The sequence below is a fragment of the Microlunatus sp. GCM10028923 genome (assembly GCF_042666975.1).
GTDB lineage: Bacteria > Actinomycetota > Actinomycetes > Propionibacteriales > Propionibacteriaceae > Microlunatus.
Genome location: NZ_JBHTFF010000001.1, coordinates 886,808 through 912,952 on the forward strand (window position 1 = coordinate 886,808; position 26,145 = coordinate 912,952).

The 26,145-nt window shown below is 70.6% G+C and carries 22 protein-coding genes; 10 read left to right on the forward strand and 12 right to left on the reverse strand.

The annotated features are described in order from the left end of the window. Positions 1 to 24: 24 nt before the first annotated feature. The 6 genes from ACFQU4_RS03990 to ACFQU4_RS04015 form a co-directional block, all read right to left on the reverse strand. Complete coding sequence (locus ACFQU4_RS03990; protein WP_377487242.1) at positions 25 to 1,698, reverse strand: dipeptide ABC transporter ATP-binding protein; 1,674 nt, start codon at positions 1,696 to 1,698, stop codon at positions 25 to 27. Beyond that, positions 1,695 to 3,365 carry an ABC transporter substrate-binding protein gene (locus tag ACFQU4_RS03995; RefSeq protein WP_377487244.1) on the reverse strand — a complete coding sequence of 557 codons (1,671 nt, stop codon included), beginning with the start codon at positions 3,363 to 3,365 and terminating at the stop codon, positions 1,695 to 1,697. The genes ACFQU4_RS03990 and ACFQU4_RS03995 overlap by 4 nt, the downstream gene beginning before the upstream one ends. 19 nt (positions 3,366 to 3,384) lie before the next feature. Further along, positions 3,385 to 4,389 carry an ABC transporter permease gene (locus ACFQU4_RS04000; protein WP_377487246.1) on the reverse strand — a complete coding sequence of 335 codons (1,005 nt, stop codon included), beginning with the start codon at positions 4,387 to 4,389 and terminating at the stop codon, positions 3,385 to 3,387. Positions 4,390 to 4,399: 10 nt separating this feature from the next. Then, positions 4,400 to 5,350, reverse strand: coding sequence for an ABC transporter permease (locus ACFQU4_RS04005; RefSeq protein ID WP_377487248.1), 951 nt, complete (start codon positions 5,348 to 5,350; stop codon positions 4,400 to 4,402). 82 nt (positions 5,351 to 5,432) lie between these two features. Continuing rightward, positions 5,433 to 5,891, reverse strand: coding sequence for a DUF6314 family protein (locus tag ACFQU4_RS04010; protein WP_377487250.1), 459 nt, complete (start codon positions 5,889 to 5,891; stop codon positions 5,433 to 5,435). A gap of 25 nt (positions 5,892 to 5,916) precedes the next feature. Further along, entirely contained in the window at positions 5,917 to 6,660 is a 744-nt protein-coding gene (locus ACFQU4_RS04015; RefSeq protein ID WP_377487252.1) for a FadR/GntR family transcriptional regulator, read from the reverse strand. 1,099 nt (positions 6,661 to 7,759) lie between these two features. Here ACFQU4_RS04015 and ACFQU4_RS04020 point away from each other — a divergent pair. From ACFQU4_RS04020 to ACFQU4_RS04050, 7 genes are read left to right on the forward strand one after another with little or no spacing between them, the layout of a single operon-like run. Further along, the gene (locus ACFQU4_RS04020; protein ID WP_377487254.1) at positions 7,760 to 9,073 is read left to right on the forward strand and encodes an MFS transporter; all 1,314 of its coding nucleotides are present in this window, start codon (positions 7,760 to 7,762) and stop codon (positions 9,071 to 9,073) included. Beyond that, entirely contained in the window at positions 9,070 to 10,803 is a 1,734-nt protein-coding gene (locus tag ACFQU4_RS04025) for a dihydroxyacetone kinase family protein (protein ID WP_377487256.1), read from the forward strand. The genes ACFQU4_RS04020 and ACFQU4_RS04025 overlap by 4 nt, the downstream gene beginning before the upstream one ends. Further along, on the forward strand, positions 10,800 to 11,570 hold the full coding sequence (locus ACFQU4_RS04030) for a triose-phosphate isomerase family protein (protein ID WP_377487258.1): 771 nt from the start codon (positions 10,800 to 10,802) through the stop codon (positions 11,568 to 11,570). Before ACFQU4_RS04025 ends, ACFQU4_RS04030 begins: the two co-directional genes overlap by 4 nt. Continuing rightward, complete coding sequence (locus ACFQU4_RS04035; RefSeq protein ID WP_377487260.1) at positions 11,567 to 12,373, forward strand: sugar phosphate isomerase/epimerase family protein; 807 nt, start codon at positions 11,567 to 11,569, stop codon at positions 12,371 to 12,373. The genes ACFQU4_RS04030 and ACFQU4_RS04035 overlap by 4 nt, the downstream gene beginning before the upstream one ends. Beyond that, a complete protein-coding gene (locus ACFQU4_RS04040; RefSeq protein ID WP_377487262.1) occupies positions 12,370 to 13,227 on the forward strand; it encodes a phosphogluconate dehydrogenase C-terminal domain-containing protein in 858 nt (285 codons plus the stop codon). Before ACFQU4_RS04035 ends, ACFQU4_RS04040 begins: the two co-directional genes overlap by 4 nt. A 45-nt stretch (positions 13,228 to 13,272) precedes the next feature. After that, positions 13,273 to 14,505, forward strand: a complete 1,233-nt coding sequence (locus ACFQU4_RS04045; protein WP_377487264.1) for a GNAT family N-acetyltransferase — start codon at positions 13,273 to 13,275, stop codon at positions 14,503 to 14,505. A gap of 43 nt (positions 14,506 to 14,548) precedes the next feature. Further along, positions 14,549 to 15,079 (forward strand): protein-tyrosine phosphatase family protein, encoded by a 531-nt coding sequence (locus tag ACFQU4_RS04050; protein WP_377487266.1) that lies wholly within the window; start codon positions 14,549 to 14,551, stop codon positions 15,077 to 15,079. Here the strand turns inward: ACFQU4_RS04050 and ACFQU4_RS04055 are convergent, their stop codons facing one another. The 4 genes from ACFQU4_RS04055 to ACFQU4_RS04070 are packed head-to-tail and all read right to left on the reverse strand — an operon-like array spanning position 15,080 to position 20,429. Then, a complete protein-coding gene (locus ACFQU4_RS04055; protein WP_377487268.1) occupies positions 15,080 to 16,774 on the reverse strand; it encodes an extracellular solute-binding protein in 1,695 nt (564 codons plus the stop codon). Between the two features lie 26 nt (positions 16,775 to 16,800). Then, a complete protein-coding gene (locus tag ACFQU4_RS04060; RefSeq protein WP_377487270.1) occupies positions 16,801 to 18,489 on the reverse strand; it encodes an extracellular solute-binding protein in 1,689 nt (562 codons plus the stop codon). 30 nt (positions 18,490 to 18,519) lie between these two features. Continuing rightward, positions 18,520 to 19,440 (reverse strand): carbohydrate ABC transporter permease, encoded by a 921-nt coding sequence (locus ACFQU4_RS04065; protein WP_377487272.1) that lies wholly within the window; start codon positions 19,438 to 19,440, stop codon positions 18,520 to 18,522. Further along, entirely contained in the window at positions 19,440 to 20,429 is a 990-nt protein-coding gene (locus ACFQU4_RS04070) for an ABC transporter permease (protein ID WP_377487274.1), read from the reverse strand. The genes ACFQU4_RS04065 and ACFQU4_RS04070 overlap by 1 nt, the downstream gene beginning before the upstream one ends. A 179-nt stretch (positions 20,430 to 20,608) precedes the next feature. Here ACFQU4_RS04070 and ACFQU4_RS04075 point away from each other — a divergent pair, with 179 nt between their 5' ends. From ACFQU4_RS04075 to ACFQU4_RS04085, 3 genes are all read left to right on the forward strand, one after another. After that, complete coding sequence (locus ACFQU4_RS04075) at positions 20,609 to 21,358, forward strand: GntR family transcriptional regulator (protein WP_377487276.1); 750 nt, start codon at positions 20,609 to 20,611, stop codon at positions 21,356 to 21,358. A gap of 149 nt (positions 21,359 to 21,507) precedes the next feature. Further along, a complete protein-coding gene (locus ACFQU4_RS04080; protein WP_377487278.1) occupies positions 21,508 to 22,479 on the forward strand; it encodes an N-acetylglucosamine kinase in 972 nt (323 codons plus the stop codon). After that, positions 22,476 to 23,168: an N-acetylmannosamine-6-phosphate 2-epimerase gene (locus tag ACFQU4_RS04085; protein WP_377487280.1), complete on the forward strand. Its 693-nt coding sequence runs from the start codon at positions 22,476 to 22,478 to the stop codon at positions 23,166 to 23,168. The genes ACFQU4_RS04080 and ACFQU4_RS04085 overlap by 4 nt, the downstream gene beginning before the upstream one ends. A 9-nt stretch (positions 23,169 to 23,177) precedes the next feature. On the opposite strand, the gene ACFQU4_RS04090 is transcribed toward ACFQU4_RS04085, so the two are convergent. Both ACFQU4_RS04090 and ACFQU4_RS04095 read right to left on the reverse strand, forming a co-directional pair. Then, on the reverse strand, positions 23,178 to 25,232 hold the full coding sequence (locus ACFQU4_RS04090) for a hypothetical protein (protein WP_377487282.1): 2,055 nt from the start codon (positions 25,230 to 25,232) through the stop codon (positions 23,178 to 23,180). A gap of 66 nt (positions 25,233 to 25,298) precedes the next feature. Beyond that, on the reverse strand, positions 25,299 to 26,018 hold the full coding sequence (locus ACFQU4_RS04095; RefSeq protein ID WP_179748139.1) for an IclR family transcriptional regulator: 720 nt from the start codon (positions 26,016 to 26,018) through the stop codon (positions 25,299 to 25,301). Positions 26,019 to 26,145: the final 127 nt, after the last annotated feature.

The window sequence follows — 26,145 nt, forward strand, 5'->3', positions numbered from 1 at the left end:
GGCGCCGATCCTCTCAGACCATGATCATTCGCCGGTGAGCTGCAGCCAGGCCTCGCGGCGCTGCCGCTGCTGTTCCGGGTCCGCGACCGGTACGGCGGCCAGCAACCGTTGTGTGTAAGGCTCCGTGGGCCGGCTCAGCACCCGTTCGGTCGGCCCGGTCTCGACGATCCGGCCCTGCCGCATCACGGCGATCCGCTCGGTCAGCTGGCCGACCACGGCCAGGTCGTGGGAGATGAACAGGCAGCCGAACCCGAGGTCGCGGTGCAGGTCAGCCAGCAGTTCGATGATCGTCTGCTGCACCGAGACGTCGAGGGCGCTGGTCGGTTCGTCGGCGATCAACAACGCCGGGTCCGCGGCCAGTGCGCGGGCGATCGCCACTCGCTGCCGCTGCCCGCCGGACAGCTCGTGCGGGAGCCGCGGTGCGAGTGTCGGCCCGAGCCGGACCGCGTCCAGCAGTTCCAGGACACGGTGCCGCCGATCTTTCGGCGCCACCCCGGCCAGCAGCAGCGGCTCGGCGATGCTGCGCTCGACCGGATGCCGCGGGTTGAGGCTCGAACCGGGGTCCTGGAAGATCATTCCGAGCCGCGAGCGGGCCCGGTGCAGCACCCGCCGGTTGGCCCGGGTGATGTCGAGCCCGGCCAGTTCCACCGAGCCGGCGGCGGCCCGGACCAGACCGGCCAGGGCCCGGCCGATGGTGGACTTGCCGGAGCCGGACTCGCCGACCAGCCCGACCAGGTCGCCGCGCCCGATCCTCAGATCGACCTGTTCGGCCGCGGTGATCGCCCGGCCGAAGCCGCCGGGATAGCTGATCGTGACCTGCTTCAGCTCGGCCGCCGGAGCCTCGGATCCGCTGTCCGGCAAGGGATCCGGGGCCGGCTCGGCCTCGGTGATGGTCAGCCCGGCGAGCCTCGGTACGGCGCTCAGCAGGGTGCGGGTGTAGTCGTCGCGGGGGTTGCCGAACAGCTCCCGTACCGGCGCCGACTCGACCAGCAGGCCGGACCGCAGCACAGCCACGTCGTCGGCCAGGTCGGCGACCACACCCATGTCGTGGGTGATCAACAAGATCGCCATGCCGAGTTCGTCGCGGAGCCGCCGGAGCAGGGCGAGGATGCCCGCCTGCACGGTGACGTCGAGCGCCGTCGTCGGCTCGTCGGCGATCAACAACTGCGGCCCGTTGCCGATCGCCATCGCGATCATGCACCGCTGCAGCTGGCCGCCGGACAACTCGTGCGGATAGGACCGGGCGATCCGCAGTCCGTCGGTCAGCCCGACCTGGGCCAGCAGCTCGCGGACCCGGTGCCGGGCGTCGGCCGTGGACAGGTTCGGGTCGTGCGCCCGGAGTGCCTCGGTGATCTGCCAGCCGACCGAGTACACGGGATTCAGGGCGCTGGCCGGCTCCTGGAAGATCGTTCCGATGGTGCCGCCGCGGACTTCGCGCAACCGTTCCGGCGGTGCCCCGAGCAGTTCGTCCCCGGCGAGCCGGATGCTGCCGGCGACCCGCGCGGTGTCCGGCAGCAGGCCGAGCGTCGCCAGCGCGCTGACGCTCTTGCCGGAGCCGGACTCGCCGACCAGGGCGAGCACGCGGCCGCGCTGGACCGCGAAGCTCACCCCGGCGACGGCCTCGACCTCGGCGCCGCGCCCCGACCGGGGCCGGAACGTGACGCCGAGATCGGTGACCTCGAGGACGGGGACGGTCATGGCTTGAGCGTGACCTTGGTGTAGTTCGGATAGGCCGGGAACGCGCCGATCATGAAGTTCTGCACGTTGGAGCCGTGCAGGAAGGAGTTCTTCGTGTACGTCAGCGGGATCAGCGGGGCGTCGGCCATGATCAACTTGTCGACCTCCGCCCAGACCGCCTCGGCTGCGGCCGGGTCGATCGTCCCGGTCGCCTTCTTGATCAACTCGTCCGCCTTCGGGTTGCTGTAGCGGGAGATGTTGTAGTTGCCGTTGCCGATCTGGCTGGACGCGAACAGCGGCTGGATGTTGCCGTTCGCCGACGGGAAGTCCGGCTGCCAGCTGCCCAGGTAGAGGTCGTAGTCGCCCTTCGGCCCGGTTGCCGCCGCGACCAGCGCGTTGGAGTCCAGCGGCCGGAGGTTGACCGTGACGCCGGCCTTGGCGAAGCCTTGCTGCAGCGCCTGCGCCTGAGCCTGGTCGGAACCGTCGTCGCCGACGATCAGGGTGAGCTTCAGCCCGTCGGCGTGACCGGCCTCGGCCAGCAGGGACTTGGCCTTCTCGATGTCGCCGGTCTCGGGGGCCGGGTAGAGGTCGTACGGCTGCCGGCCGGGGATGCCCGGCGTGATCAAGGTGGTCGCGTAGTCGCCGGAGATCGGGCCGCCGACCGCGGTCAGGTAGGCCTTGCGGTCGACCGCGTACTGCAGCGCCTGCCGGACCTTCACGTCCTTCAGGACGCCGCGCTGGTTGTTCATCGCGAGGTACGAGAGCGCGCCCGGCTCCGAGGTGACCAGCCGTTCCTTGGCCTGCGGGTTCGCCTGGGCCTGGGCCAGCTGCGCGGCCGGGACGAAGGCGGAACCGAACGCGTCCTTCGCCTCACCGGAGTCTGCGATCAAGGCCTGCGCGGCGACGGTGTCGTCCTGGCTGAGCTTGAACGTGATCTTGTCCGGGCCCGCGGTGCGGACCTGGTCGGTGTCGCGCTTCCAGTTCTCGTTGCGGGTCAGCCGCATCGCGACGCCCTGGTCGTAGCTCTCGACCGTGTAGGGGCCGGAGGCGGCCGGCTTCTCGCCGTACGTCGCCGGATCGGTGTCCTTGGCCTTCGGCACCGGGGCGAACGCGACGGTCGAGGCGACCCACGGCCAGTCGCCGTACGGCACGTCGAGCTCGAAGACGATCGTCTTGTCGTCCGGCGTCTTGATCGAATCGAGCTCCTGGCCCTGGTACGGACCCTTGTAGTCGCCGGCGCCGGTGAGCAGGGTCTTGTGGTACGAGAGCCCGCCGGACAGCTCCGGGGCGAAGGACCGCTCGATGCCGTACTTGATGTCGGCGCTGGTGATCGGCGTGCCGTCGTCGAAGGCCAGCCCGTCCTTCAGCGTGTAGGTCCAGGTCTTGCCGTCCGCGCTGGGCTTGCCGGTGTCGGTGGCGAGGTCCGGGACCACGGCCGGCGGCTTGCCGGGCGTGATGTCCCAGGCGGTCAGCCGGCGGTGCACCAGGGCGTTCGAGGTGATCGCCAGGCCCTGGCTCTTCGCCGGGTCGAACGCCATCTCGGTCGACGACGAGAAGATCGTCAGGGAGCCGCCGGTGGTCGGCGGCGCGGAGTTCCCGCCGCCCGTACCGGTCGGGTTGGCGTTGCAGCCGGTCAGCGCGATCACCGCCGCAGCGATCACCGCTCCGGCGAGCTTCAGTCTCTTCATGATCAGTGGATCCTTCCGTTCAGTGCACCGCAGCGCGTCGGGCGCGGGGGTCGAGGAGGCCGTAACACAGGTCGATGACCAGGTTGGCCAGGATGATCAGGAACGCCGAGAACAGAGTCACCCCGACGATCACCGGGAGATCGAGATTGCCGACGGCGTCCAGCAGCAGCGCACCCAGCCCGGGCATCGAGAACACCTTCTCGGTGATCACCGCGCCGCCGAGCAGGCCGCCGAGGTCGAGGCCGAACACCGTCGCGATCGGCAGCAGGACGTTGCGCAGGGCGTGCAGCGGGATGATCCGGCGCTCGGCGAGACCCTTGGCGCGGGCGGTCCGGATGTAGTCCTCGTTGAGCACCTCGAGCAGCTGGCCCCGGGTCAGCCGGGTGTAGATCGCCGCGTTGATCAACGCCAGCACGCACCAGGGCAGCACCAGGTGCCAGAGCCAGTCGATCAGGCCGTCGGCGAACGGCGAGTAGCCGCCGATCGGCACCATGTTCAGGGTGAAGCCGAACAGCAGGATGCCCAGCAGCCCCACCAGATAGGAGGGTGCGGACACGCCGGCGATCGACAGCGTCATCAGCCCCCGGTCCAGCAGGCTGCCCCGGCGGAGCGCCGAGATGGTGCCGGTGCCGACGCCGATGATCAGCCAGAGGATCGCGGCGCCGATGGCCAGCGAGAACGTCACGCCGATCCGGTCCATGATCAGCTCGGTGACCGGCGTGCTGAGCCGGAACGAGTAGCCGAAGCAGGGCGCCGCGCACTCGATCGCCGCCGGTCCGGAGCCGAAGGTGCGGCCGGCGACGATGCCGATCCCGAACTGGACCACCTGGCTGTACCAGGGCGAGTCGAAGCCCATGAAGGTGCGCGCCTGCTGGAGCTTCTCCGGCGTGCACGGCCTGCCGCAGGACAGCTGGGCCGGGTCGGCGGGGGAGAGGTAGAACACGGCGTAGGTGACGAACGTCAAGATCACCAGCACCAGCAGCATGCCGCCGATGCGTCCGGAGAGGTAGCGCAGCAGATTCATCGCGGTTCGCTCATCTCCCGATCCCGGCCCGGGCCGACACGGCGGTACGGGGGTCCAGGGCGTCCCGCAGCCCGTCGCCGAACAGGTTGAACGCCAGCGTGATCAGGAACAGCGCCGCGCCGGGGAAGATCAGGAACATCGGGTCGGTGCCGACCCAGCCGATCGCCTCGCCGATCGAGCGGCCCCAGGCGGGGGTCGGCGGCGGTACGCCGACGCCGAGGAAGGACAGCGCCGCCTCGGTACCGATCTTGCCCGGGATCGAGATGGTGGCGAAGACGATCACGGTCGCCGCGAGATTCGGCAACAGCTGCCGGAACAGGACGTGGGCCGTGCCGCCACCGGCGATCTGGGACGCGATCACGAAGTTGCGGTCCTTCAGCACCAGGGTCTGCGACCGGACCACCCGGGCGATCCCGGGCCAGCCGAAGAAGCCGATCACGACGATGATCAACACCGGCTTCGGCAGCCAGGCCGGCACGATCGCGCCCAACGCGATCATGAACACCAGGCCGGGGAAGCCGAACACGACATCGGCGGTACGGCCGAGGATCCGGTCGGTCCAGCCGCCGAAGTACCCGGCCAGCAGGCCGACGACCACGCCGATCACCACCGAGACGACGGTGGCCGCGATGCCGACGACGAGCGAGGTCCGCGACCCGTGCACGACGATGGCGAACAGGTCCCGGCCGGTCAGCGGTTCGACGCCGAACCAGTGCCGGCCGCTGATCCCGCCGCCGAACCCGGCCGGAGCGCCGGTCGCGTCGAGGGCGTCCAGGTCGTAGGTGTACGGGTCGTGGCCGGAGATCATCGTGATCAACGGGGCCAGGATCGCGGCCAGCACGAACACGGCGATCGTGACCGCGCCGAAGACGGCACCGGGATCGGCGCGGAGCCGGCGGAGGAGACTGCGGGCGCCGGTGACCCGGTCGGTGATCCCGACCTCGACGTACCCGTCGGTCATGGTGTGGCGCCTCCCTCGTCCCCCGGCCCGCTGCGCGGTGCTGCCACGCGTGATATTGCCACGAACACACTAGGGAATGGGGTCATCTCACCGTCGCCTCGGCCGTCGCGTCGCGGTCGTACGGTCTGGTAAGGGTGAGCCGGGTGGTGCTGGTGTAGTCCTTCCGCGGTCCGGTGACCTGCCACACGATGATCAGTTCTCGGGTCTGCGGATCGACGGTGACCGTGCCCGTGTAGTCGTCGGCGCCGCAGTCGTGCCGGACCGTCTCGCCGGGCCGCCAGGGATGGAACAGCCGCCCGTCGTCGAAGGTGAGCTGCCAGCCGTCGGGCCCGCGGTCGAGGTAGTAGGTCCGGGTCGCCGGGCCGCTGTAGTCGCGCCATTCCAGCCGGCATTCCTCGGCCCAGCGGATCCGGTCGCCGTCCGGTTCGGGCTCGAGGGTGAGCCGGCCCGAGGCCGTACCGCGGACGTCGTTGCGGCGGTCCTCGATCACCCGGTCCAGGCGCCAGGTGCCGAGCAGGGTCAGCGGATCCGCGACGTTCATCGCCCGCTGATCACCGCGTTGTCGATCATGAAGCAGGCCCCGGTTCGATCGCGGCGAGCCGGGCCGAGGCGGTGGCCATGTGGGCGGCCATCGCCGAGGCGGCGGCGTCCGGGTCGCGCTGCCGCAGGGCGTCGTAGATGGCGGTGTGCTCACGTACCGCGGCCTCGGCGTGCTCGTCGTCCTGGACCGCGCGATCGACCCAGATCCGCAGCAGCGAGCGGACGATCTGGAGCAGGTCGAGCAGGACCGCGTTGCCGGTACTGGTGGCCAACAGGTGGTGGAAGGCGAGGTCGGCCTCGACGAACGCAGCAAGATCACCGACGCCGGCCCGCATCCGCTCCAGGTGCTCGCCGAGCCGGTTGAGTTGATCATCGTCCAGCCGCTCGGCGGCGAGCCGGGCGGCGAAGATCTCGAGTCCCGACCGGACCTCGATCAGCTCCAGCGTGCTCCGCTCGCCGATCACCATGCCCCAGCGCAGCGACTGCGGCAGCAACTCGCTGGCGTTGCCGCGCAGGTAGGTGCCGGAGCCCGGCCGCACGTCGACGATGCCGAGGATCTCCAGCGCCGCCAGCGCCTCCCGGACTGCCGACCGGCCGACCCCGAGCGTCGCCGCGAGCTGCCGTTCCGGCGGGAGCCGGGTGCCGGGCGCGATCGAGCCGCCGGTGAACAGGTCGAGCAGCCGGTTGGCCACCGCCGACACCGCCGAGCCGGTCGGCAAGGCCCCGAGTGCGGCACTGATCTCGGCCGACTGATCCCGGTACGCAGGCATGTCGCAAACCCTAACCCCCACCCCCACCCCGCCGACCGGTCACAAACGCAGGCGTCCTGGCGGCGTGTCGCTGCACAACTGCCCGGTCGGCGGTCCTGCCGAGGTCTCCGGCACGTTCGAGCGGAGCGTCATCGACTGTGTCCGTGCCTGCGAATCAGCATCGGGTTCTCGCCACTCGACGGGCATGGCAGACCTCCCGTCGCGGGTCGGCGGGCTGGTCGCCGCGGGCCGGATTCGGACGCGAGTCGCCAAGACGTCGGGCCAGTGCCGAGATCAACTCGAGCCGTTCCCGGGAAGGGCGGTCGGGCGCGGATCCCGAGCACGGATGCGTGTCGCCAAACCTCTTGAACTGAACCGATAAAACGCTTCAGAGGCCTGCAGCGCTCGAGTTCAAGAGGGTTCGCGACAGATCCGCAGATCTCGGAGCCGTCCAGACGGCTGCGATGGCTGAGCCGGCCCGCGATTCGGCCGCCGGCGTTTGGAGCCGCAGCGGTCGCGCGCCCGGGAAGTCCGACAAGTCCGTTCGCGCTCCGGCCCTCTCACGCCGCGGGGTCTGCCCGGGCTTCTGCTTTCACCCGGGCTTCCTCCTTCCGGCGTCCCGGATCTGCCGCTGCCGGATTCTCTCGCCGTGCCGGGTCTGGCGCTGCTGGGTTTCTCGCCGTGCCCGGGTCGGTCGCCGACGGGTTTCTCTCACCACGCCCCGTCTCTCACCACGCCCCGTCTCTCACCACGCCCCGTCTCTCACCACGCCCCGTCTCTCACCACGCCCCGTCTCTCACCACGCCCCGTCTCTCACCACGCCCCGTCTGTCGCGGGGACCGGTCTGTCGCCTGCGGTCCTTCTCTGGCGGGGTTCGGTCTGTCGCCTCCGGTCCCTTTCTCTCGGGGCCCCGTTCGCTCGCCTCCGCCTTCTTCCCCTCGTCCACCTCTCCTCACCGACAGGGCACAAGTGCAGCGACACGCCGCCAAAACGCCTGCTTTTGTGCCCGGTCGGCGAGTGGGGGGATTGGTCAACCGGTTGACAGATCTGGGGATGGCGGGTGAGCATGAGCGGCATGAGGGCAGTGCAAAGTGGCCAGGAGCCTCAGCAGCATCCGGCGATGACGGTGGAGCGGTCGGCGATTCGGAAGGTGGCCGTACGGCTGGTTCCGTTCGTCGCGTTGATGTTCTTCATCAACTATCTGGATCGGACGGCGATCGGGTTCGCCGCGCCGAACGGGATGAACACCGATCTCGCGTTGTCGGCGGCGCAGTTCGGGTTCGCGTCCGGGGTGTTCTTCATCGGCTACATCCTGTTGGAGGTGCCGTCGAACCTGGCGCTGCACCGGTTCGGCGCCCGCCGCTGGCTGGCCCGGATCATGATCAGCTGGGGGATCGTCGCGGCGCTGTTCACCTGGGTGCAGGGGTTCGAGCAGCTGGTGGTGCTGCGGTTCCTGCTCGGCGTGGCCGAGGCCGGGTTCTTCCCGGGCGCGATCCTGTTCCTCAGCCTGTGGGTGCCGGCCCGGCACCGCAGTAAGATCCTGGCGCTGTTCTACCTGGCGCAGCCGCTGACCACGGTGATCGGGGCGCCGCTGGCCGGGGTGTTGATCAACCAGCACGGCGTCTTCTTCGGGCTCGAGGGCTGGCGGTTCATGTTCCTCGGCGTCGCGATCCCGGCCATCGTCGTCGGCGTGATCGCCTGGTTCTACCTCAAGGACAGCCCCAAGGATGCGCGCTGGCTCAGTGACGCGGAGCGGGACTGGCTGACCGAAGAGCTGCGCGCCGAGAACAGCGGAGGGCAGCGGGCGCACACGTCGATCAGGCACGCGTTCGGCAGCGGCCGGGTCTGGTTGTTGTCGATCATGTACTTCGGCTTCATCTACGGCCTGTACGCGCTCGCGTTCTTCCTGCCGACGATCATCAAGGGGTTCCAGGCGGCCAGCGGGACCACGTTCGACGTCGTCCAGCAGGGCCTGATCACCGCGATCCCGTACCTGCCGGCGGCGGTGGCCCTCTATCTGTGGTCCCGCGACGTCACCCGCCGCGGACTGCGCACCTGGCACATCGTCATCCCGGCCGTGCTCGGCGCGGTGACCATCCCGCTGGCGCTGTTCGCGCAGAGCCCGGCGCTGACGATCGCGATCATCACGATCACCGCGATGTCGATCTTCTCCGTGCTGCCGAACTTCTGGACCCTGCCGACCCGGTTCCTGTCCGGTGCAGCCGCCGCGGCCGGGATCGCGTTGATCAACACGGTGGGCAATCTGGCCGGCTTCTCGGCGCCGTACGTCACCGGGGCGGTGCACGACCTGACCGGCGGCTATCAGGTCCCGATGTTCATCGTCGGCGGCTTCCTCGCCCTCTCGGCGGTCGTCATGGTGGTGCTGGCCCGTCGGGGTAGCGTCGCCCTGAACCCTGACGAGGAGGCCAGATGACCCGACTGTTCAACGACCCCACCGCGTTCGCCGACGAGTTCGCCGAGGGCTTCGTCGCTGCCAACCGGCGTACGGTCCGCGCCGTGTCCGGTGGCGTGGTGCGTGCGACCGCCGTCCCGCCCGGCCAGGTGGCGGTGATCATCGGCGGCGGCTCCGGCCACTATCCGGCCTTCGGCGGGTTGGTCGGCCAGGGCCTCGCCCACGGGGCCGCGCTCGGCAACATCTTCGCGTCGCCGTCGGCCGGCCAGGTCTACTCGGTGGCGAAGGCCGCCGAGACCGGTGGCGGCGTGCTGCTCACGTACGGCAACTATGCGGGCGACGTGCTCAACTTCGACGCCGCCCAAGATCGACTTCGGGCCGACGGGATCTCCTGCGAGACCGTCACCACCACCGACGACATCTCCAGTGCCGGGCCGGCAGAACGGGAACGCCGGCGCGGCGTGGCCGGCAACCTGTGCGTGTTCAAGATCGCCTCGGCGGCCGCGGAGGAGGGTCGGGAGCTGGCCGAGGTGGTCCGGCTGGCCCGGTTGGCCAACGACCGGACCCGGTCGTTCGGGGTGGCGTTCGGCGGGTGCACGTTGCCCGGCGCGGGGGCGCCGCTGTTCGAGGTGCCGGCCGGGAAGATGGCCGTGGGGCTGGGCATCCACGGCGAGCCCGGGCTGTCCGAGACCGACGTACCGACCGCCGACGGGCTGGCCGAGCTGATGGTCGGCGACCTGCTGCAGGAGCTGCCGGACGGGATGTCGACGCCGGCCGGTGCGCGGGTGGTGCCGATCATGAACGGGCTCGGTTCGGTGAAGTACGAGGAGCTGTACGTCGTCTTCCGCCGGGTCGCGCAGCTGCTCGAGGCCGCGGGCGCGGAGATCGTCGAGCCGGAGGTCGGTGAGTTCTGCACCAGCCTCGACATGGCCGGAGCCTCGCTGACCCTGCTCTGGCTGGACGACGAACTGGAACCGCTCTGGCTCGCGCCGGCCGATACGCCGGCCTACCGCAAGGGAACCGTGGCCGCCGCGGCCGTCGTCGACCAGGCGGCGGCCGAGGCCGGTACGGAAGCCGAGGTCCCGCCGGCCAGCGACGAGTCCCGGGCCGCCGCGGTGATCATCGACGCCGCGCTGGCGGCGGTGCAGGACACCGTCGACGGCTCGGTGGACGAACTGGGCCGGCTGGATGCGATCGCCGGCGACGGTGATCACGGGATCGGGATGCAGCGCGGGGCCCGGGCCGGCCGGGCGGCCGCCGCGACGGCGCTGGCCGCCGGTGCCGGGGCCGGCACGTTGTTGATCAAGGCCGGTGACGCCTGGGCCGATCGGGCCGGCGGCACCTCGGGCGCGCTCTGGGGCGTCGTGCTGCGGGCGCTGGGGGAGCGGCTGGGCGACGCCGACCCGGCCTCCTCGGCCGCGGTGGTCGAGGGCGTCGCGGCGGCGCGGGACGGCGTGATCAACTACGGCAAGGCCGAGCTCGGCGACAAGACGATGGTGGACGCGCTGGTCCCGTTCGCCGACACCCTGGCCGGCGCCGTCGGCGAGGGCTCCGAACTGTCCGACGCCTGGCGGCGCGCGGCCGACGCCGCGGTCAAGGCCGCGGCTGCCACCGCGGAACTCCTTCCCCGCAAGGGAAGGGCGCGCCCGCACGCGGAGAAGAGCCTCGGCACGCCGGACCCGGGAGCGCACTCGTTCGGACTGATCGTCGTCGCCGTCGGCGGCGTGCTGGACGGTGCCGTCAACGGATGAGCCAGCACAAGATCACCCTCGGCGTCAGCCTGAAGATGTACTTCGGGCACGCCCGGACGCTCGCCTGGTGCCGGGACGTCGCCCGGGTCGCGACCGAGCGCCGCAGCGTCGTGCCGGAGCAGGTGGAGCTGTTCGTGCTGCCCACCTTCCCGGCGCTGGCTCCGGCCACCGCGGCGATCGGCGACGCGCCGGTCGCGGTGGGCGCCCAGGACCTGCACTGGGCCGACGACGGCGCCTACACGGGTGAGGTGTCGGCGGTCGAACTGGCCGAGCTCGGTGTCCGGTACGTCGAGGTCGGGCACGCGGAACGGCGCCGGCTGTTCGGCGAGACCGACGAGGTGATCAAGCTCAAATCGGCCGCCGCGTTGCGGCACGGCCTGGTCCCGGTGCTCTGTGTCGGCGAACCGGACCGGGTCGACGCCGATGCTGCGATCGACATCGTTCATGATCAGGTCGCCGCGGCGCTGGCCGATGCGCCGCCCGGCCGGGTGATCATCGCGTACGAGCCGGTCTGGGCCATCGGGGCCCCGGAACCGGCGCCGGACCAGCACATCAGGGCCGTCTGCGGCGCGCTGCGCGGCTCCGCCGGAGCGGACCGTAACGAGAGCTCCGTGATCTACGGCGGTGCCGCCGGACCGGGCCTGCTCGGCCGGCTCGACGGGACGGTCGACGGGCTGTTCCTGGGCCGGTTCGCGCACGACCCGGCCGCGCTGGCCACCGTGCTCGACGAGGCCGCGGCGCTGGTGATCAAGGAGGACGGTCCATGACCGGCAGGTTGGGACTCGGCAGCTACGCGTACTTCTGGCGGCATTCCGACCGTGCGCCCGAGCCGCTGACGCTGGCCGACGAACTGCGGCAGACGCGCGACGCCGGGCTCGACCTGTTCCAGGTCTGCGACTACGCGCCGCTGCTGGACTTCACGGAGGCTGAGCTGCTCGCGACCCGGTCGGTCGCGGCGGACTGCGGGGTCGAGCTGGAACTCGGCACCAAGGGCGTCGCCGTCGATCACCTGGCCCGGTTCGCCGAACTGGCCGTGATCTTGAACGCCCGGCTGGTCCGCAGCATGGTGCTGCCGGCCGACCGGGACGGCGGCCTGGCCGAGGTCGAGGCCGGCCTGCGCCAGGTGCTGCCGCGGTTCGCCGAGGCGGGGATCACGCTCGCCCTCGAGACGTACGAGCAGCTGCCGTCCACCGAGCTGGTCGCCTTGATCGAGAACGTCGCCGACCCGTCGCTGGGGATCTGCCTGGACCCGGCCAACAACGTCGCCGCCCTCGAGCATCCGCGGGACGTGGTCGAGCGCTGCGCGCCGTACACGAAGAACGTGCACGTCAAGGATTTCGCCTTCACCCGGAGCGGCGGCTGGATCGGCTTCACGCTGGAGGGGATGCCGCTCGGCACCGGTCTGCTCGACCTTGATCATCTGCTGGCCACGGTCGACCCGGTCGGCCGGGGCATCACCATGATCACCGAGCACTGGCTGACCTGGCGCGGCGACTACGCCGAAACCGCCCGCCTGGAAGGCGACTGGACCGATCAGACGATCACCCGAATGAAGGAGCACCTGACATGACCACGGACCACCTGACCATCGCCGTGATCGGAGCCGGCGGCAAGATGGGCATGCGCATCTCGAACAACCTGCAGCGCACCGATCATGCCGTCCGCTACGCGGAGACGTCGCCCGCCGGCCGGGACCGGGTCACCGACGCCGGCCGGGAGGTCGTCGACTCGGCCGTCGCGGTCAAGGACGCGCAGGTGATCGTGCTGGCGGTGCCGGACCTGGCGCTCGGGCCGGTGACGGAGCAGCTGGTGCCGCTCGCCGAGCCGGGCGCGATCGTGCTCACCCTCGACCCGGCCGCCGCCTACGCCGGGCTGCTGACCACCCGCGACGACGTGATCATGGGCGTGGCGCACCCCTGCCATCCGTCGGTGTTCCTGGAGCGGACCAGCAAGGAGGAGTGGGCGGACACGTTCGGCGGGATCGCCGCACCGCAGGACGCGGTGGCCGCGATCGAGTCGGACGACCCGGCCAAGCAGGCGATCCTGGAGACCGTGATCCGGGCCATCTACGCGCCGGTGATCGACGTGCACTGGGTCACCGTCAAGCAGCTGGCCCAGCTGGAGCCGACCTTGGTCGAGACCGTTGCGTGCATGATCGGCCGGCTGCTGAACGAGGCGCTGGAGGAGGCCGTGCACACGATGGGGGTGCCGGAGCCGGCCGCCCGCGCGATGCTGCTCGGCCACACCCAGGTCGCTCTGGCCAACGGCCTCCGCGGCGACAACCCGTTCAGCGACGCCTGCCTGATCGCCATGGACTACGGCCAGGAGACGATCATCAAGGAGGACTGGAAGAAGATCTTCCGCGACGACGAGCTGGACAAGAACCTGGCCCGGATGCTGCACCTGGAGTCGATCCGGCGCTGACCGAATTCGGTGGCTCCGCGGCCCGGAGGGTGCCATAGTCCGCTCATGACCGCCGCCCGGCTCGCCGATGATCGTGTTCCGTTGCCCGGCGGCCTGACCCTGCGCCGGGCCCGGCCGTCGGACCTCGAGCCGATCGGCGCCCTGCTGACCGAACGCGGCGAGCCGGGGGACGCTCTTGATCATCGGCTGGCGGTCGAGGATCCCGACCTCGGCTGGTCCGCCAGCGCCGTGGTGGTCGACGGTGATCGGGTGGTCTCGACGGCCACGCTGCTCGACGAGGTGGTCCGGGTCGGCGACCTGCGGCTGCCGGCCGGCCAGGTCGAGCTGGTCGCCACCGACCGGGCGTACGAGGGACGCGGGCTGGTCCGGGCGTTGATGGACTGGGCCCATCGCCGGTCGGCGGCCCGCGGCCACCTGCTGCAGATCATGATCGGGATCCCGTACTTCTACCGCCTCTTCGGGTACGAGTACGCGATCGACATCCAGCCCGCCCTGCGGGCCCGGGCGCCGGCGGGCCCACCCGGGCCGGGCTTCCGGCCCGCCCGCACGGAGGACCTGCCGGCCCTGGCCGCGCTGCAGGAACGGACCCAGGCGGCTTTCGATCTTGCCGTGCCGCACCCGGCGGCCCGCTTGCGCTGGCTGCTGCAGCAGGACGCGACCGCCTCCTGGGTGGTGGACCGTGCCGGCACCCCGGCGGCGGTGGCCCGGGTGCGTCGGGGCGACGGCGAACTGCTGCTGGCCGAGGCCGCGGCCGACGACGAGGCGGCTGCGCTGGAGCTGCTGCGCGGCGTGGCCGGGCTCGCCCCCGACGCGTCGTTGCGGGTGGTGCACCGGCCGGGCACCGTCGCCGCGACCGCCTGGCAGACCCTGATTGATCATGAAGCGCCCCGGCGGGCCGAGCAGTACTACGTCCGGATCCCCGACCCGGCGGCCCTGCTGGATCGGTTCCGGCCGCTGTTCCGGGAGCGGCTGGCCGCGACCGGAGCCGACCACACCGGACGCGACCTGGTGATCTCCACCTTCGGCGCCCACTACCGGCTGCCGATCGGCGACGACGGCGTCGGCCCGGTGATCACCGGCGGCGTGATGCAGAGCCCCGGCGTCGCCGGAGCCGTCGGCGTCGCGCCGGACCAGCTGGCGGCGCTGCTCTTCGGTCCGTACGGCCTCGAGGGCCTGACCCGGCGGCGGCCCGACGTGTACAGCGCCGACGAGGAGTTCCACCGCGTGATCTTCCCGCCGCTGACCTCCGACGTGCTCAGCTATTACCTGCCCTACTGAGGCGGCACTAGGCTGGCCCTCCGCAACAATTCGGGAGGTCGGGGTGGTCCAGGTCAGCCGGGTGATCGCGTGTCCGGAGTGCCGGACGTACTGGCCGGTCGAGGGCCCGGCCCGGTGCTCCGATCCCGATCATGATCATCGGCAGCACGAGGTGCACCGGCATCTGGACCGGGTCGCGCTGCCCGACGGGACGACCGTGGTGGCGGCGTCGTTCACGCCGCCGGCGCCGTACCTGCGTGAGCGGCCGCCCGATCACGGCCTCTACCTGGACCAGGCCTGGAGCCCGCCCTGGCCGCATGATCACCTCGACTGGCCCGATTTCGGGGTGCCGGCCGACACGGACCAGTTGATCACCACGCTGCGGTCGGTGCTGGACCGGGCCCGGTCCGGGCAGCGGGTCGAGCTCGGCTGCCTCGGCGGCCACGGCCGCACCGGTACGGCGCTCGCGGTGCTGGCCGTGCTGGCCGGCCGACGCCCGGACGAGGCCGTGGCCTGGGTCCGTACGACCTATTGCGACCGGGCCGTCGAGACCGCCGAGCAGGAAGCCCTGGTCGCCGGCCTCGACGCCGGTTGATCAACGACCGGCGAGCTGCTGCTCCAGGTCGGCCTTGATCTGATCACCGCCGCGCTGGTGCCATTCGGCCTTGTATGCCGCGAAGTCCGACATCGGCCGGCGTCCGGAGACGATCTGGTTGATGTAGTCGTCGGTGATCTTCTCCAGCACGCCGCCGAGCCGGTCGCCGACCTCGGAGGGCAGGCTGGCGACCGGGTTGTCGAAGCCCTCGGCGGCCAACGCCTCCGCGTAGGCCAGCGCATCCGAGTAGCCGGTCGGCGTCCCGGGGTAGTAGTACGCATGCGGGTAGCCGGTCAGGCCGGTCAACTCGGCCTGCAGCGTCGGGTCGTCGACCGAGGTCGGCTCATGATCGTCGTTGTAGTTCCAGTGCCGGCCCTCGATGCCGAACCGGTTGATCATGTACTCCTTGGTACCGAAGCCGGCGGCCAGGTAGTCGAGGCAGCGCAGGATCGTCTCCACCCGGCCCGGCTTCTCGGCCGCCTTCGCCGAGATCGCGGCCCGGGAGAACCAGCCGGTCGTCCTGATCCACTTGCCCTTGCCGCCGTCGTGGCCCGGCGGGACCAGCGGGACCGTGCCCGGATGCTTGGCGATCATCTGCCGGCCCTCGGAGGTGGCGGCGAAGGCGTACCCGATGCCACCCTTGGCGATGCCGATCTGGCTCGACGTGAACATGCCGAGGACCTTGATCTCCTGCGCATCCAGGGCCAAGGCGTCCGGGTGATAGCCACCGGCCTGCCACAGTTCGCGGCACCAGGTGATCGCGGCCTCGTACTCCGGGGTGTCGACCCGCGCGACCAGTCCGCCGTCGGTGAGCTGCCAGTCCGGTCCGACCCGGAACATCGACAGGATGAACGGCATGATCGAACCGGGGAAGGCGCCGATGCCGTACGGGGTCTGGCCGTTCTGCGGCGGGATCGCCTTCGGGATGTTGATCAGGAACTCGCGGAACTCGGCGGCGTTCGTCGGCGGCCCGGCCAGCCCGATCTTCTCGGCCCAGTCGCCGCGGTGGATGAACACGGTGTCCACGGCCGGCACCGGGTTGGCCACCCCCATCACCCGGCCGTTGATCATGGTGTTCTGCCAGGCCTCGACCGGGACGTTGGCGGCCAGGTTGGGGTAGTTCTGCATCTTGTCGCCGGCCAGGAAGTCGGTCAGATCGGCGAAGGCTCCCTGCTTCAGCGCCTTGTCACCGATCGGGTTCGGCAGCAGCCCGGTCACGTCCGGCAGGTCACCGCCGGCCAGCAGGGTTGCCAGCTTCGACTCGTACGCGTCGGACGGACCCCACACCTTCTTCAGCTCCAGGCCGAGCCGGTCGTTCAGGTCCGACCAGAACGGGTTCTGGCCGACCGGCGGGGGCGGCGGCGACCAGATGATCGAGAACATCGACATCGAGGTGCCGTCGCCGGGCTTCTCCGGCCAGGAGACCCGGAGCGGATCCGGCACCTTGGCATAGGCGTTCGGCAGGCCGGGGACCTTGCTCCGGATCTCGCCCTCCACGGGCGGCGCCGGCAAGTGCTTCGGCAGTTCGCCCGCCGCGCTCGGCGCCGGCTGCGGACCGCCGCCCTCACCGGTGATCGCCGAACAGCCCGCGGCGGCGACGGTCAGCGACGCGCCGAGCCCGGCCTGGAGCAACCGACGGCGGCCCACCGTGCCCGGCGCCGTCCGGTGGGTGGTGCGGATTCCATGATCATTCATGTCGGCCTCTCTGCCTGCTCCGGTGATCAACGAGCTGCGAGTTGCTTCTCCAGGTCGGCCTTGATCTGGTCACCGCCGCGCTTGTGCCAATCGGTCTTGAACGCCTCGAAGTCCGACATCGGCCGGCGTCCGGAGACGATCTGGTTGATGTAGTCGTCGGTGATCTTCTCCAGCACGCCGCCGAGCCGGTCGCCGACCTCGGAGGGCAGGCTGGCCAGCGGATCGTCGTAGCCGTCGGTGGCCAGCGCCTCGGCGTACGCGAGCGCGTCCGAGTAGCCCGTCGGCGTGCCCGGGTAGTAATACGCGTGGGGGTACTGGGTCAGCCCGGTCAGCTCCGCCTGCAGGGTCGGATCGTCGACCGGGGTCGGTTCCCGCTTGTCGTTGTAGTTCCAGTGCCGGCCCTCGATGCCGAACCGGTTGGCCATGTATTCCTTGGTGCCGAAGCACGCGCTGAGGTAGTCGATGCAGCGCAGGATCGTCTCCACCCGGCCCGGCTTCTCGGCCGCCTTGGCCGAGATGCCCCAGCGGGAGAACCAGCCGGAGGTCTTGACCCACTTGGGTTTTCCGCCGTCGTGGCCCGGCGGCAGCAGGGTCGCCGTTCCGGGATGCTTGTCGATCAACTGGCGACCCTCGGAGGTGGCGGCGAAGGCGTAGCCGATGCCGCCCTTGGCGATGCCGATCTGGCTCGAGTTGAACATGCCGAGCACCTTGATCTCCTGCGCATCAAGCGCCAGCGCGTCCGGGTGATAGCCGCCCGCCGCCCACAGCTCGCGGCACCAGGTGATCGCGGCTTCGTACTCCGGGGTGTCGATCCGCGACACCACCTTCCCGTCCGCCACCTGCCACGACGGCCCGACCCGGAACATCGCCAGGATGAAGGCCATGATCGATCCCGGGAACGCGCCGATGCCGTACGGGGTCTGGCCGTTCTGCGGCGGGATCGCCTTCGGGATCGCGACCAGGAACTCGCGGAACTCGTCGGCGTTGGCCGGCGGCGCACTGAGGCCGATCTTCTTCGCCCAGTCGCCGCGATAGATGAACGCCGTGTCCACCGCGGGCACCGGATTGGTCACACCCATCACCCGGCCGTTGATCATGGTGTTCCGCCAGGCGTCCTCGGCCGTGTTCGCGGCGAGGTTGGGATAGTTCTGCATCTTGTCGCCGGCCAGGAAGTCGGTCAGGTCGGCGAACGCACCTTGTTTGAGTGCCTTGTCGCCGATCGGGTTCGGCAGCAGGTTGGTGACGTCGGGCAGGTCGCCGCCGGCCAGCAGGGTGGCCAGTTTCGACTCGTACGCGTCGGACGGACCCCAGACCATCTTGAGCTCGAGGCCGAGCCGGTCGTTCAGGTCCGTCCAGAACGGGTTCTGGCCGACCGGCGGGGGTGGCGGCGACCAGATGATCGAGAACATCGACATCGAGGTGCCGTCGCCCGGCTTCTCCGGCCAGGAGGCCCGCAAGGGATCCGGCACCTTGGCGAACGCGTTCGGCAGCCCCGGGAGCTTGCTCTTGATCTCGCCGTCGACGGCCGGTGCCGGGATGTGCTTCGGCACCTCGCCGGTTCCGCCGGACGCGGCCGGCGGCGCCCCGGATCCCTCACCGGTGATCGCCGAGCAGCCGGCACCGGCCACCGCCAGCGAAGCGCCGAGGCCGGCCTGGAGCAGGCGGCGGCGGCCCAGCGGGCCCGGTCGAAGGGCGGGAATTCCCTGATCACTCATGTCTTGACGACCTCTCTGCGTGCACGGCGATCAGCCCTTGATCGCACCGGTCAGCACGCCCTTGGTGAAGTACTTCTGCAGGAAGGGATAGACGAGCAGGATTGGCAGGACGGCGAGGACGACGACCGCCATCTGCACCGACTCCGGCTGCGGCGGAGTGTGGTTCGGGTCCTCGATCTGCGGCATCGGGGATCCCTGCACCACATAGAGATTGAGCACCAACTGGATCGGCCACTTGGTGGCGTCGTTGATGTAGAGCAGCGCGGTGAAGAAGGTGTTCCAGTAGCCCACCGCGTAGAACAGGGCGATCACCGCGCTGACCGCCTTGGACAGTGGCAGCACGATGCTGGTGAAGATCTGCCGGTCGTTGCAGCCGTCGATCCGGGCCGCCTCGATCAGCTCCCGGGGCAGCTGCAGATAGAAGTTCCGCAGCACCACCAGGTTGAACGCGCTGATCAACCCGGGCAGGATCATCGCGGCGTAGCTGTCCAGCAGCCCGAGGCTCTTGATCAACAGGAAGTTCGGGATCATCCCGGCCCCGAACAGCATGGTGAACAGGGCCAGGTACAAGATCACCCGCATGCCGGGCAGGTCGGCGGTCCGGGTCAGTCCGTACGCCATCATCGACGTGCAGACCATCGAGCAGGCGGTGCCGACCACGGTGACGCCGATCGACACCAGCAGGGCCCGGGTGACGATGCCGCCGCGGAGGATCGAGCTGTACGCCTCCAGGCTGAACCGCTCGGGCAGCAGGCCGCCGAAGCCGACCTCGGCGGAGTCGGCGAGCGACACGGCGATCACGTTGAGGAAGGGATACAGCATCAGCACCGTGATCAACACGATGACGATGATCTTGAGCGCCTGGACCGGCGGCGACGGCTTGCCGACCCAGATCGGCCGGGTCTCCCGGACCCTCGGCCGCCGTCCGGTGGTGCCTGCGAGGCTCGCCATCAGAACAATCCCTCCGCACCGAACCGCTTGGACAGGGCGTTCGCGCCGAGCACCAGCAGGGTGCCGACGACACCCTTGACCAGGCCGACGGCCGTGGAGAAGCCCCAGTCGCTGCCGACCACGCCGCGGAAGTAGACGAAGGTGTCCAGCACCTCGGCCGCCGCCGCGCCGACCGTGTTGTACTGCAGGTAGATCTGCTCGAAGCCGACGGTCAGCACGTCGCCGAGCCGCAAGATCAACAGCAGCAGGATGACCGGCAGCAGGCCCGGCAGAGTGACGTGCACGATCCGCCGCCAGGCACCGGCGCCGTCCACCGCCGCGCTCTCGTACAGCTCGGTCGGGATCGTGGTCAGGGCCGCGAAGAAGATGATCGTTCCCCAGCCCGAGTCCTTCCAGATCACCTGCGAGGTGACCAGCAGGTGGAACGTCTCCGGGTTGCTCATCAGGTTCACGTGCTCGATGCCGACCCGGCTCAGCACGTCGGTGACGATCCCGGTGCCGCCGAGGATCTGCTGCCAGATGGAGATCACGATCACCCAGGAGATGAAGTGCGGCAGGTAGACGATCGACTGCAGCCACCGCTTCACCCGGGTGCTGATCAACGAGTTCAGCAGCAGCGCGAGCGCGATCGGCGCCGGGAACGCGAAGATGATCTGCAGCAGGGACAGCTGCAGGGTGTTGATCACGGCGTGCCCGACGTCCGGGTCGGTGATCAACCGCTGGAAGTTCTCCAGCCCGACCCAGGGGCTGTTGGCGAAGCCGAGGAAGGGGGAGTAGTCCTGGAACGCCGCGACGTTGCCCAGCATCGGCACGTACGCGAAGATCACGAAGAAGATCAATCCGGGCAGGACGAAGGCATACATCCGCCAGTGCCGGCGGGCCAGCAGCCAACGTCGACGCCGTATTCGCCCGGGTGCTTCGGCGGCCCGATCGCCCACCGTGGCTCGCGCCCCGAGCCGGCCCAGTTCGGGGCCGGTTTCGCTGATCACGGACACGCTCCTTCAGGGGGTTGTCGCGCAGGTGGTCGCACTGAGGTGTGTCAGCCATCGTCGAACGGTCGCGGGTGCGGCCACAACCGCCCTGGTTAGACCAGTCGTTACCTGTTTCCGCCGGATCCGGTGCAGACTGGTTCAGCACAGCTCGCGATGGGGGACTCGAAGGAGTGAACGTGACGCAGGAGGCGGTGACCTCGAAGGTCGACCTGGTCCGGACCCAGCTGCTGAACCTGATCGACCAGACCGAGGAAGGCGCGGCGCTGCCCTCGGAACGGATCCTGGCCGCCCGGTTCCAGGTCGCGCGGATGACGCTGCGCCGGGCCATGGATGATCTTGCTTTCGACGGCCTGATCGTCCGTCAGCACGGCCGCGGGGTGTTCACGGCGCGGCCCAAGGTGGCTGGCCGGCTGGCCGTGTCGTCCTTCTCCGAGGACACCCGGCGGCGCGGCCTCACGCCCGGCACCCGGGTGATCTCGTTCCGGAAGGGCCGGGCCGACCGCAACATCGCCCGCCAGCTTCGGATCCCGGTGAACGACTTCGCCTACTTCTACACCCGGCTCCGGCTGGCCGACGGCGTGCCGATGGCGCTGCAGCAATGCACCCTTGTGGCCGACGCGGTGCCGGATCTGACCGAGGAGGACCTGACCGGTTCGCTGTACGAGTCGCTGGAGCGGCGGTTCGGCGTCAAGATCAACGGGGCGACGGCCGACCTGGAGGCCGTGATGCCGGACGCCCGCAGCGCCGAACTCCTGACCATCCCGATGAGCCAGCCGTGCATCCAGCTCCGCGGCTTCGGGCTGGACCAGACGGGCCGGGTGGTCGAGATCGGCCGCAGCCTGTTCCGCGGCGACCGGTATCGACTGAGTAGTTCGTTCTCCCGTGGGGATGTGGGCCCGCGACGGGTCCGGTCGAGCGGCCGCTGAGCCCGAGTGATCATGATGACCAGCTGGTCTAATCCGGATCGCCGCGGAGCCTGGCCGGGCCAGTCCCGGCACCATAGCTTCGATTCCGTTGGCCGGGAGGTCCGGTGCCGGGCGGAGCGCCCGGCGGAGACGTGGCCGAGGAGGCGGGTGTGAGGCGCTGGATGGCGATCGACGTCGGCCAGACGACGGTCCGGGCCCGTACCTCCTGGGCGTCCGGGGTGATCACCGCGCCGGGCTTCCATGATCCCGCCGCGGACCCGGTCGCGGCCGCCTTCGGTGCCGTCCGGCCGGTCCTCGCCGAACTGGCCGGCTCCATGATCGACGACGACCCGGTGGTGCTGGCGATCGGCCACACCGGGCTGCCGGAGCCGGCGGACGAGCTTGACGACGTGGCGGAGTTGATCTTGGCGGAGCTGCCGGCGGTGGCCGAGCTGCGGCTGTTCCCGGACGCCGTCACGGCCCACGCCGGGGCGCTGTCCGGGCGGGCCGGCGTCGTGGTCGCGGCCGGGACCGGGACCGTCTGCCTCGGCATCGACGGCGCCGGCCGGGCGGCCCGGGTCGACGGTGTCGGACACCTGGTCGGCGACGCCGGGAGCGCGTACGACCTCGGCCGGGCCGGCCTGCGGCAGGCGGTCTGGCACCAGGAGCGGCGGGAGCCGGCGCCGGACCTGCACCAGGCCGCCCGGCGCTACCTCTTCGACGAGCTCGGCCTCGGCGACGACCTCGGCGCGGCCCTGCGCCGGCTCTGCTGGCTGCCGGACCGGGTGAAGCTGGTCGCGGCGTTCGCGCGCCCGGTGATCGACTTCGCCCAGGCCGGGGACCCGGTCGCGGAACGGCTGGTCGGGCACGCGGCGGCGGACCTGGCCGAGACCGTCCGGGCCTGCTCCGCCTTGATCGAGCCGGTCGGCGAGGACCGCCGGATCGCCTGTGTCGGCGGCATGTTCGCGAGCGACGCGCTGGTCCAGCCGTTCCTGGCCGCGCTCGGCCTGCCCGATTGGCAGGTGGTCCCGGCCGACGGGACCGTACTGGACGGCACCGTGCTGCTCGCCGGAGACTCGGCGGGCCTGCACGCCTCCCTCGGCCGGATCCGGACGAGGACGGCCCAGAAAGGAACCCGATGACAGCGACGTTCACCGAGCAGATTCCGCAGCACGGACTGATCGTCTCCTGCCAGGCGGCCACGGGCTCGCCGTTGCGCGAGTCGTTGATCATGGCGCTGATGGCGGAGTCGGCGGAGCTGGGCGGTGCGGCCGGGCTGCGGGCCAACGGCGCGGCCGACATCGCCATGATCAGTTCCCGGGTCGACCTGCCGTTGATCGGGATCAACAAGCTCGGCGAGCCGGCCGGCGTGTTCATCACCCCGACCGTCCAGGCGGCGTTGGAGATCGTCGACGCCGGGGCGACGATCATCGCCCTCGACGGCACCCAGCGGCCGCGACCGGACGGCAGTTCACTGGCCGATCAGCTCGCGAAGATCAAGGCCGAGACCCAGGTGCCGATCATGGCCGACGTGGACACCGTGGAGGCCGGGATCGCCGCCCGGGAGGCCGGCGCCGACGTCGTGGCCACCACACTGTCCGGCTACACCGACGCCGGCGACGGCGGCCCCGGGCCTGACCTCGGCCTGGTCACGGCGCTGGCCGCCGCTGTGGATTGTCCGGTGATCGCCGAGGGCCGGATCCGGGACGAGTCCGAGGCCCTGGCCGCCCTAGCCGCAGGCGCCTACGCGGTGGTCGTCGGCAGCGCGATCACCAACCCGGTCCTGACCACCCGCCGCTTCGTCGAGCGGCTGGGTACCTTCGCCTCCTGACGCCGGCCGTCAGTCCGGCCGGTCGCCGGGCGGGATCATCGTGTTGATCACCTGCAGCGCCTCGTCGCGGTCGGGGCGGACCCGGGCGAGCTCGTCCCAGAGGGTGCTGCCGCGATCACGCAGGGCAAGCGCGGTGACGCCCCAGGCCGGAGCCCAGCCGAGCTCGAGGCACCAGGCGCCCCAGCCGGCGTCGCCGGAACTGCCCCAGTATTCCCAACGACGGAAGTCGAAGGAGCGGAACCAGCTCCCGTCCAGGTCCGGCCGGTCACTGCGGAGCTGGATCCTGATCAGATAGTCCGCCAGCCGGTCCGCGGCCTCGGTCACCCGGTGATCATCGAGGACGGCGGCCGCCTCGTACAGGCCGAGCAGGGCGAAGCCGGAAGAGTAGAGCTGGTCGGAGGCGGGATCGCCGGTGGCGAAGATGATCGGCTCCTCGGTGGTGCCGTACTCCTCGTTGGTACGCGCGACCTGGAACAGGTCGATGCCGCCCGCCTCGATCTCACCGATGCCGCCGCTCGCGTCCTGGCGGCTCAGCAGGGCGTCGACGACGTCGGACAGCCAGCCGCGGAACCGGTCCGACGGCTCGACCCGGAGCTGCCAGGCCAGCGGCAGCAGGATCCGGGCGAGTTCGGTGACGTCGTTGCGCCGCCAGCCGCCCGGGAAGCGTTCCATCATCGTGATCAGGGCGGTCCTGGTCCGGTCCAGGAACGGCCGGTAGCCGGTCGCGGCGTACGCCCACTGGTAGCAGGCCCACAGGTAGGCCTCGAAGTGCGCACTGGGATTGATCACGGCACCGTCGAAGTAGTGCCGCCAGCCGCGCTCGGCGAGCTGCGGCTGGTCGATCCGGTCGCCCCGGAAGCCGGTCCGTCCGGTGGTCCGGAAGTTCGCGGTGATCGCGGTGATCAACGACCGATGCCCGTCCGGTACGTCGAGCGTCGCGTCGGCGAGCAGCCAGGCCAAGATCACCCGGGCGTTGTCGTCGCCGTAGTTCGCCACCTCCCAGGCGGGCGTCCCGGTGCCCCAGCCGATCAGTCCGTACGAGGGCCGGGCGGGATCGGACCGCTCGCCGCCGCACAGCCCCGACGGGCCACGCAGGTAGTCGATCAGGTTCCGCGCCGTCGCCGGGCCGTCCGACCCGGGCTCCTCGAGCGCCAGCACCATGGCGGTCTCGGCGATGCAGTCCGCCCGCAACGGCAGCCGGATCCGCTGGCTGCCGTCCGGCTGGATGGTGGACTCGAAGCCCTCCGCGACCCCGTGGCTGCCGTCTCCCGTTCCGGCCGGCAGCCGGTCCCGGTCCACCGCCTCGCCGGCGATCATCAGTTCCCGGACGGCCCGTTCCTGATCTTGGTCGAGCACCAGGCCGGAGCGCCGCACCCAGTCCTGGTAGGCGGTCACCGCCGCCCCGGCCGCGCCGTCCGGCAGCACGTCGTCCCGCCCGAACCGGGGTGAGACGGATCCCGGGATGATCATGGCCGGCGGCTCGGTGTCCGGCTGCAGGACGCGCAGGATGCCCTGCCAGAGGCGGATCCAGGCCGACTGTGGCTCGTACCGGCCACGGCCGAAGCGGCTCAGCTGGGTGGTGGCGACCAGCACCGGTGCGTCCGGCATCCGGTAGAGCGCCGACTGGGCCGTCTCCGGCAGGCCGTACACAGCGGTGTCGAAGCCGGCCACCCGGGCCAGCCAGAGCAGCGTGTCCGGCTGCCGGGTGGGCAGATACCGGCACGCGTGCGCGGTGAGCAGGCTCGCCTCCGGGCCGAGGAGGGGATCGGTGATCACCAACCGCTCCAGCGTTACCGACTCCGGCTCGGCGTCCAGTCCGGGCAGCTCGGCCGGGTATTCGATCAGCACCGACACCCGCCGATCGGCCGCCACGGCGATCAGTTCCGCCGGGAACGCGGTCCGCCGTTCCGGATAGCCGTCGGCGAGCACGAGCACCGTGTCACCGGCCGCGGCGGCGTCCAGGGCCGCGGCCGGCTCCTCGTACCGAAGGGGTTGGTGATCCTGGGTGGTCAGAGCACGGTGGAGATCGTTGTCCGCGTCACAGCAGAACAGAATCCGAGTCATGGACGGTCACGCTAGTGATCATGACCCGGGCCGACATCCAACTCCGTTAGACCACCGGTGGGGTGTTCAGTCGCCGCTGCGGCGCAGCACTTCGCTGAGACGCTCGGCGGCCGCGATCACCGCCGGCGCGTGCAACCGGCCGGGCTGCCGGGACAGGCGTTCGATCGGACCCGAAACGCTCACCGCGGCAATCACCTTGCCGGACGGGGACCGCACCGGGGCCGAGACCGACGCCACACCGGGCTCGCGCTCGCCGACGGACTGGGCCCAGCCGCGCCGCCGTACCGCGGCGAGGGCCACGGCCGAGTAGCGGGAGCCGCGGAGACCACGCTGCATCCGGTCCGGCTCCTCCCAGGCCAGCAGGACCTGCGCCGCGGAGCCGGCGCTCATGGTCAGCTGGGTGCCGACGGGTACGGTGTCGCGGAGCCCCGAGGTGCGCTCGGCGGTCGCGACGCAGACCCGGTAATCGCCTTGTCTGCGGAACATCTGGGCGGACTCACCGGTGATGTCACGGAGCCGGGCCAGTACCGGGCCCGCCGTGGCCAGCAGCCGGTCCTCACCGGCGGCGGAGGCGAGTTCGGCGAGCCGCGGGCCGAGAATGAAGCGCCCTTGCAGATCGCGGCTGACCAGTCGATGATGTTCGAGAGCGACGGCAAGTCGATGGGCTGTGGGCCGGGCCAGTCCGGTGGCGGCGACCAGACCAGCCAAGGTTGTCGGTCCGGTCTCCAAGGCACTGAGCACCAGTGCGGCTTTGTCGAGCACCCCGACACCGCTAGAGTTGTCCATGTCCTGATATTGCCGTCTCGGATGCTGGAATGCAAGTCGACAACAGGTAGCTCCGGCAACTAGGACGAGAGCCTGGAGATTCGTTGCGGGACGAGTCGCTTCGCCACATTTTTTCATTTTCAGAGAC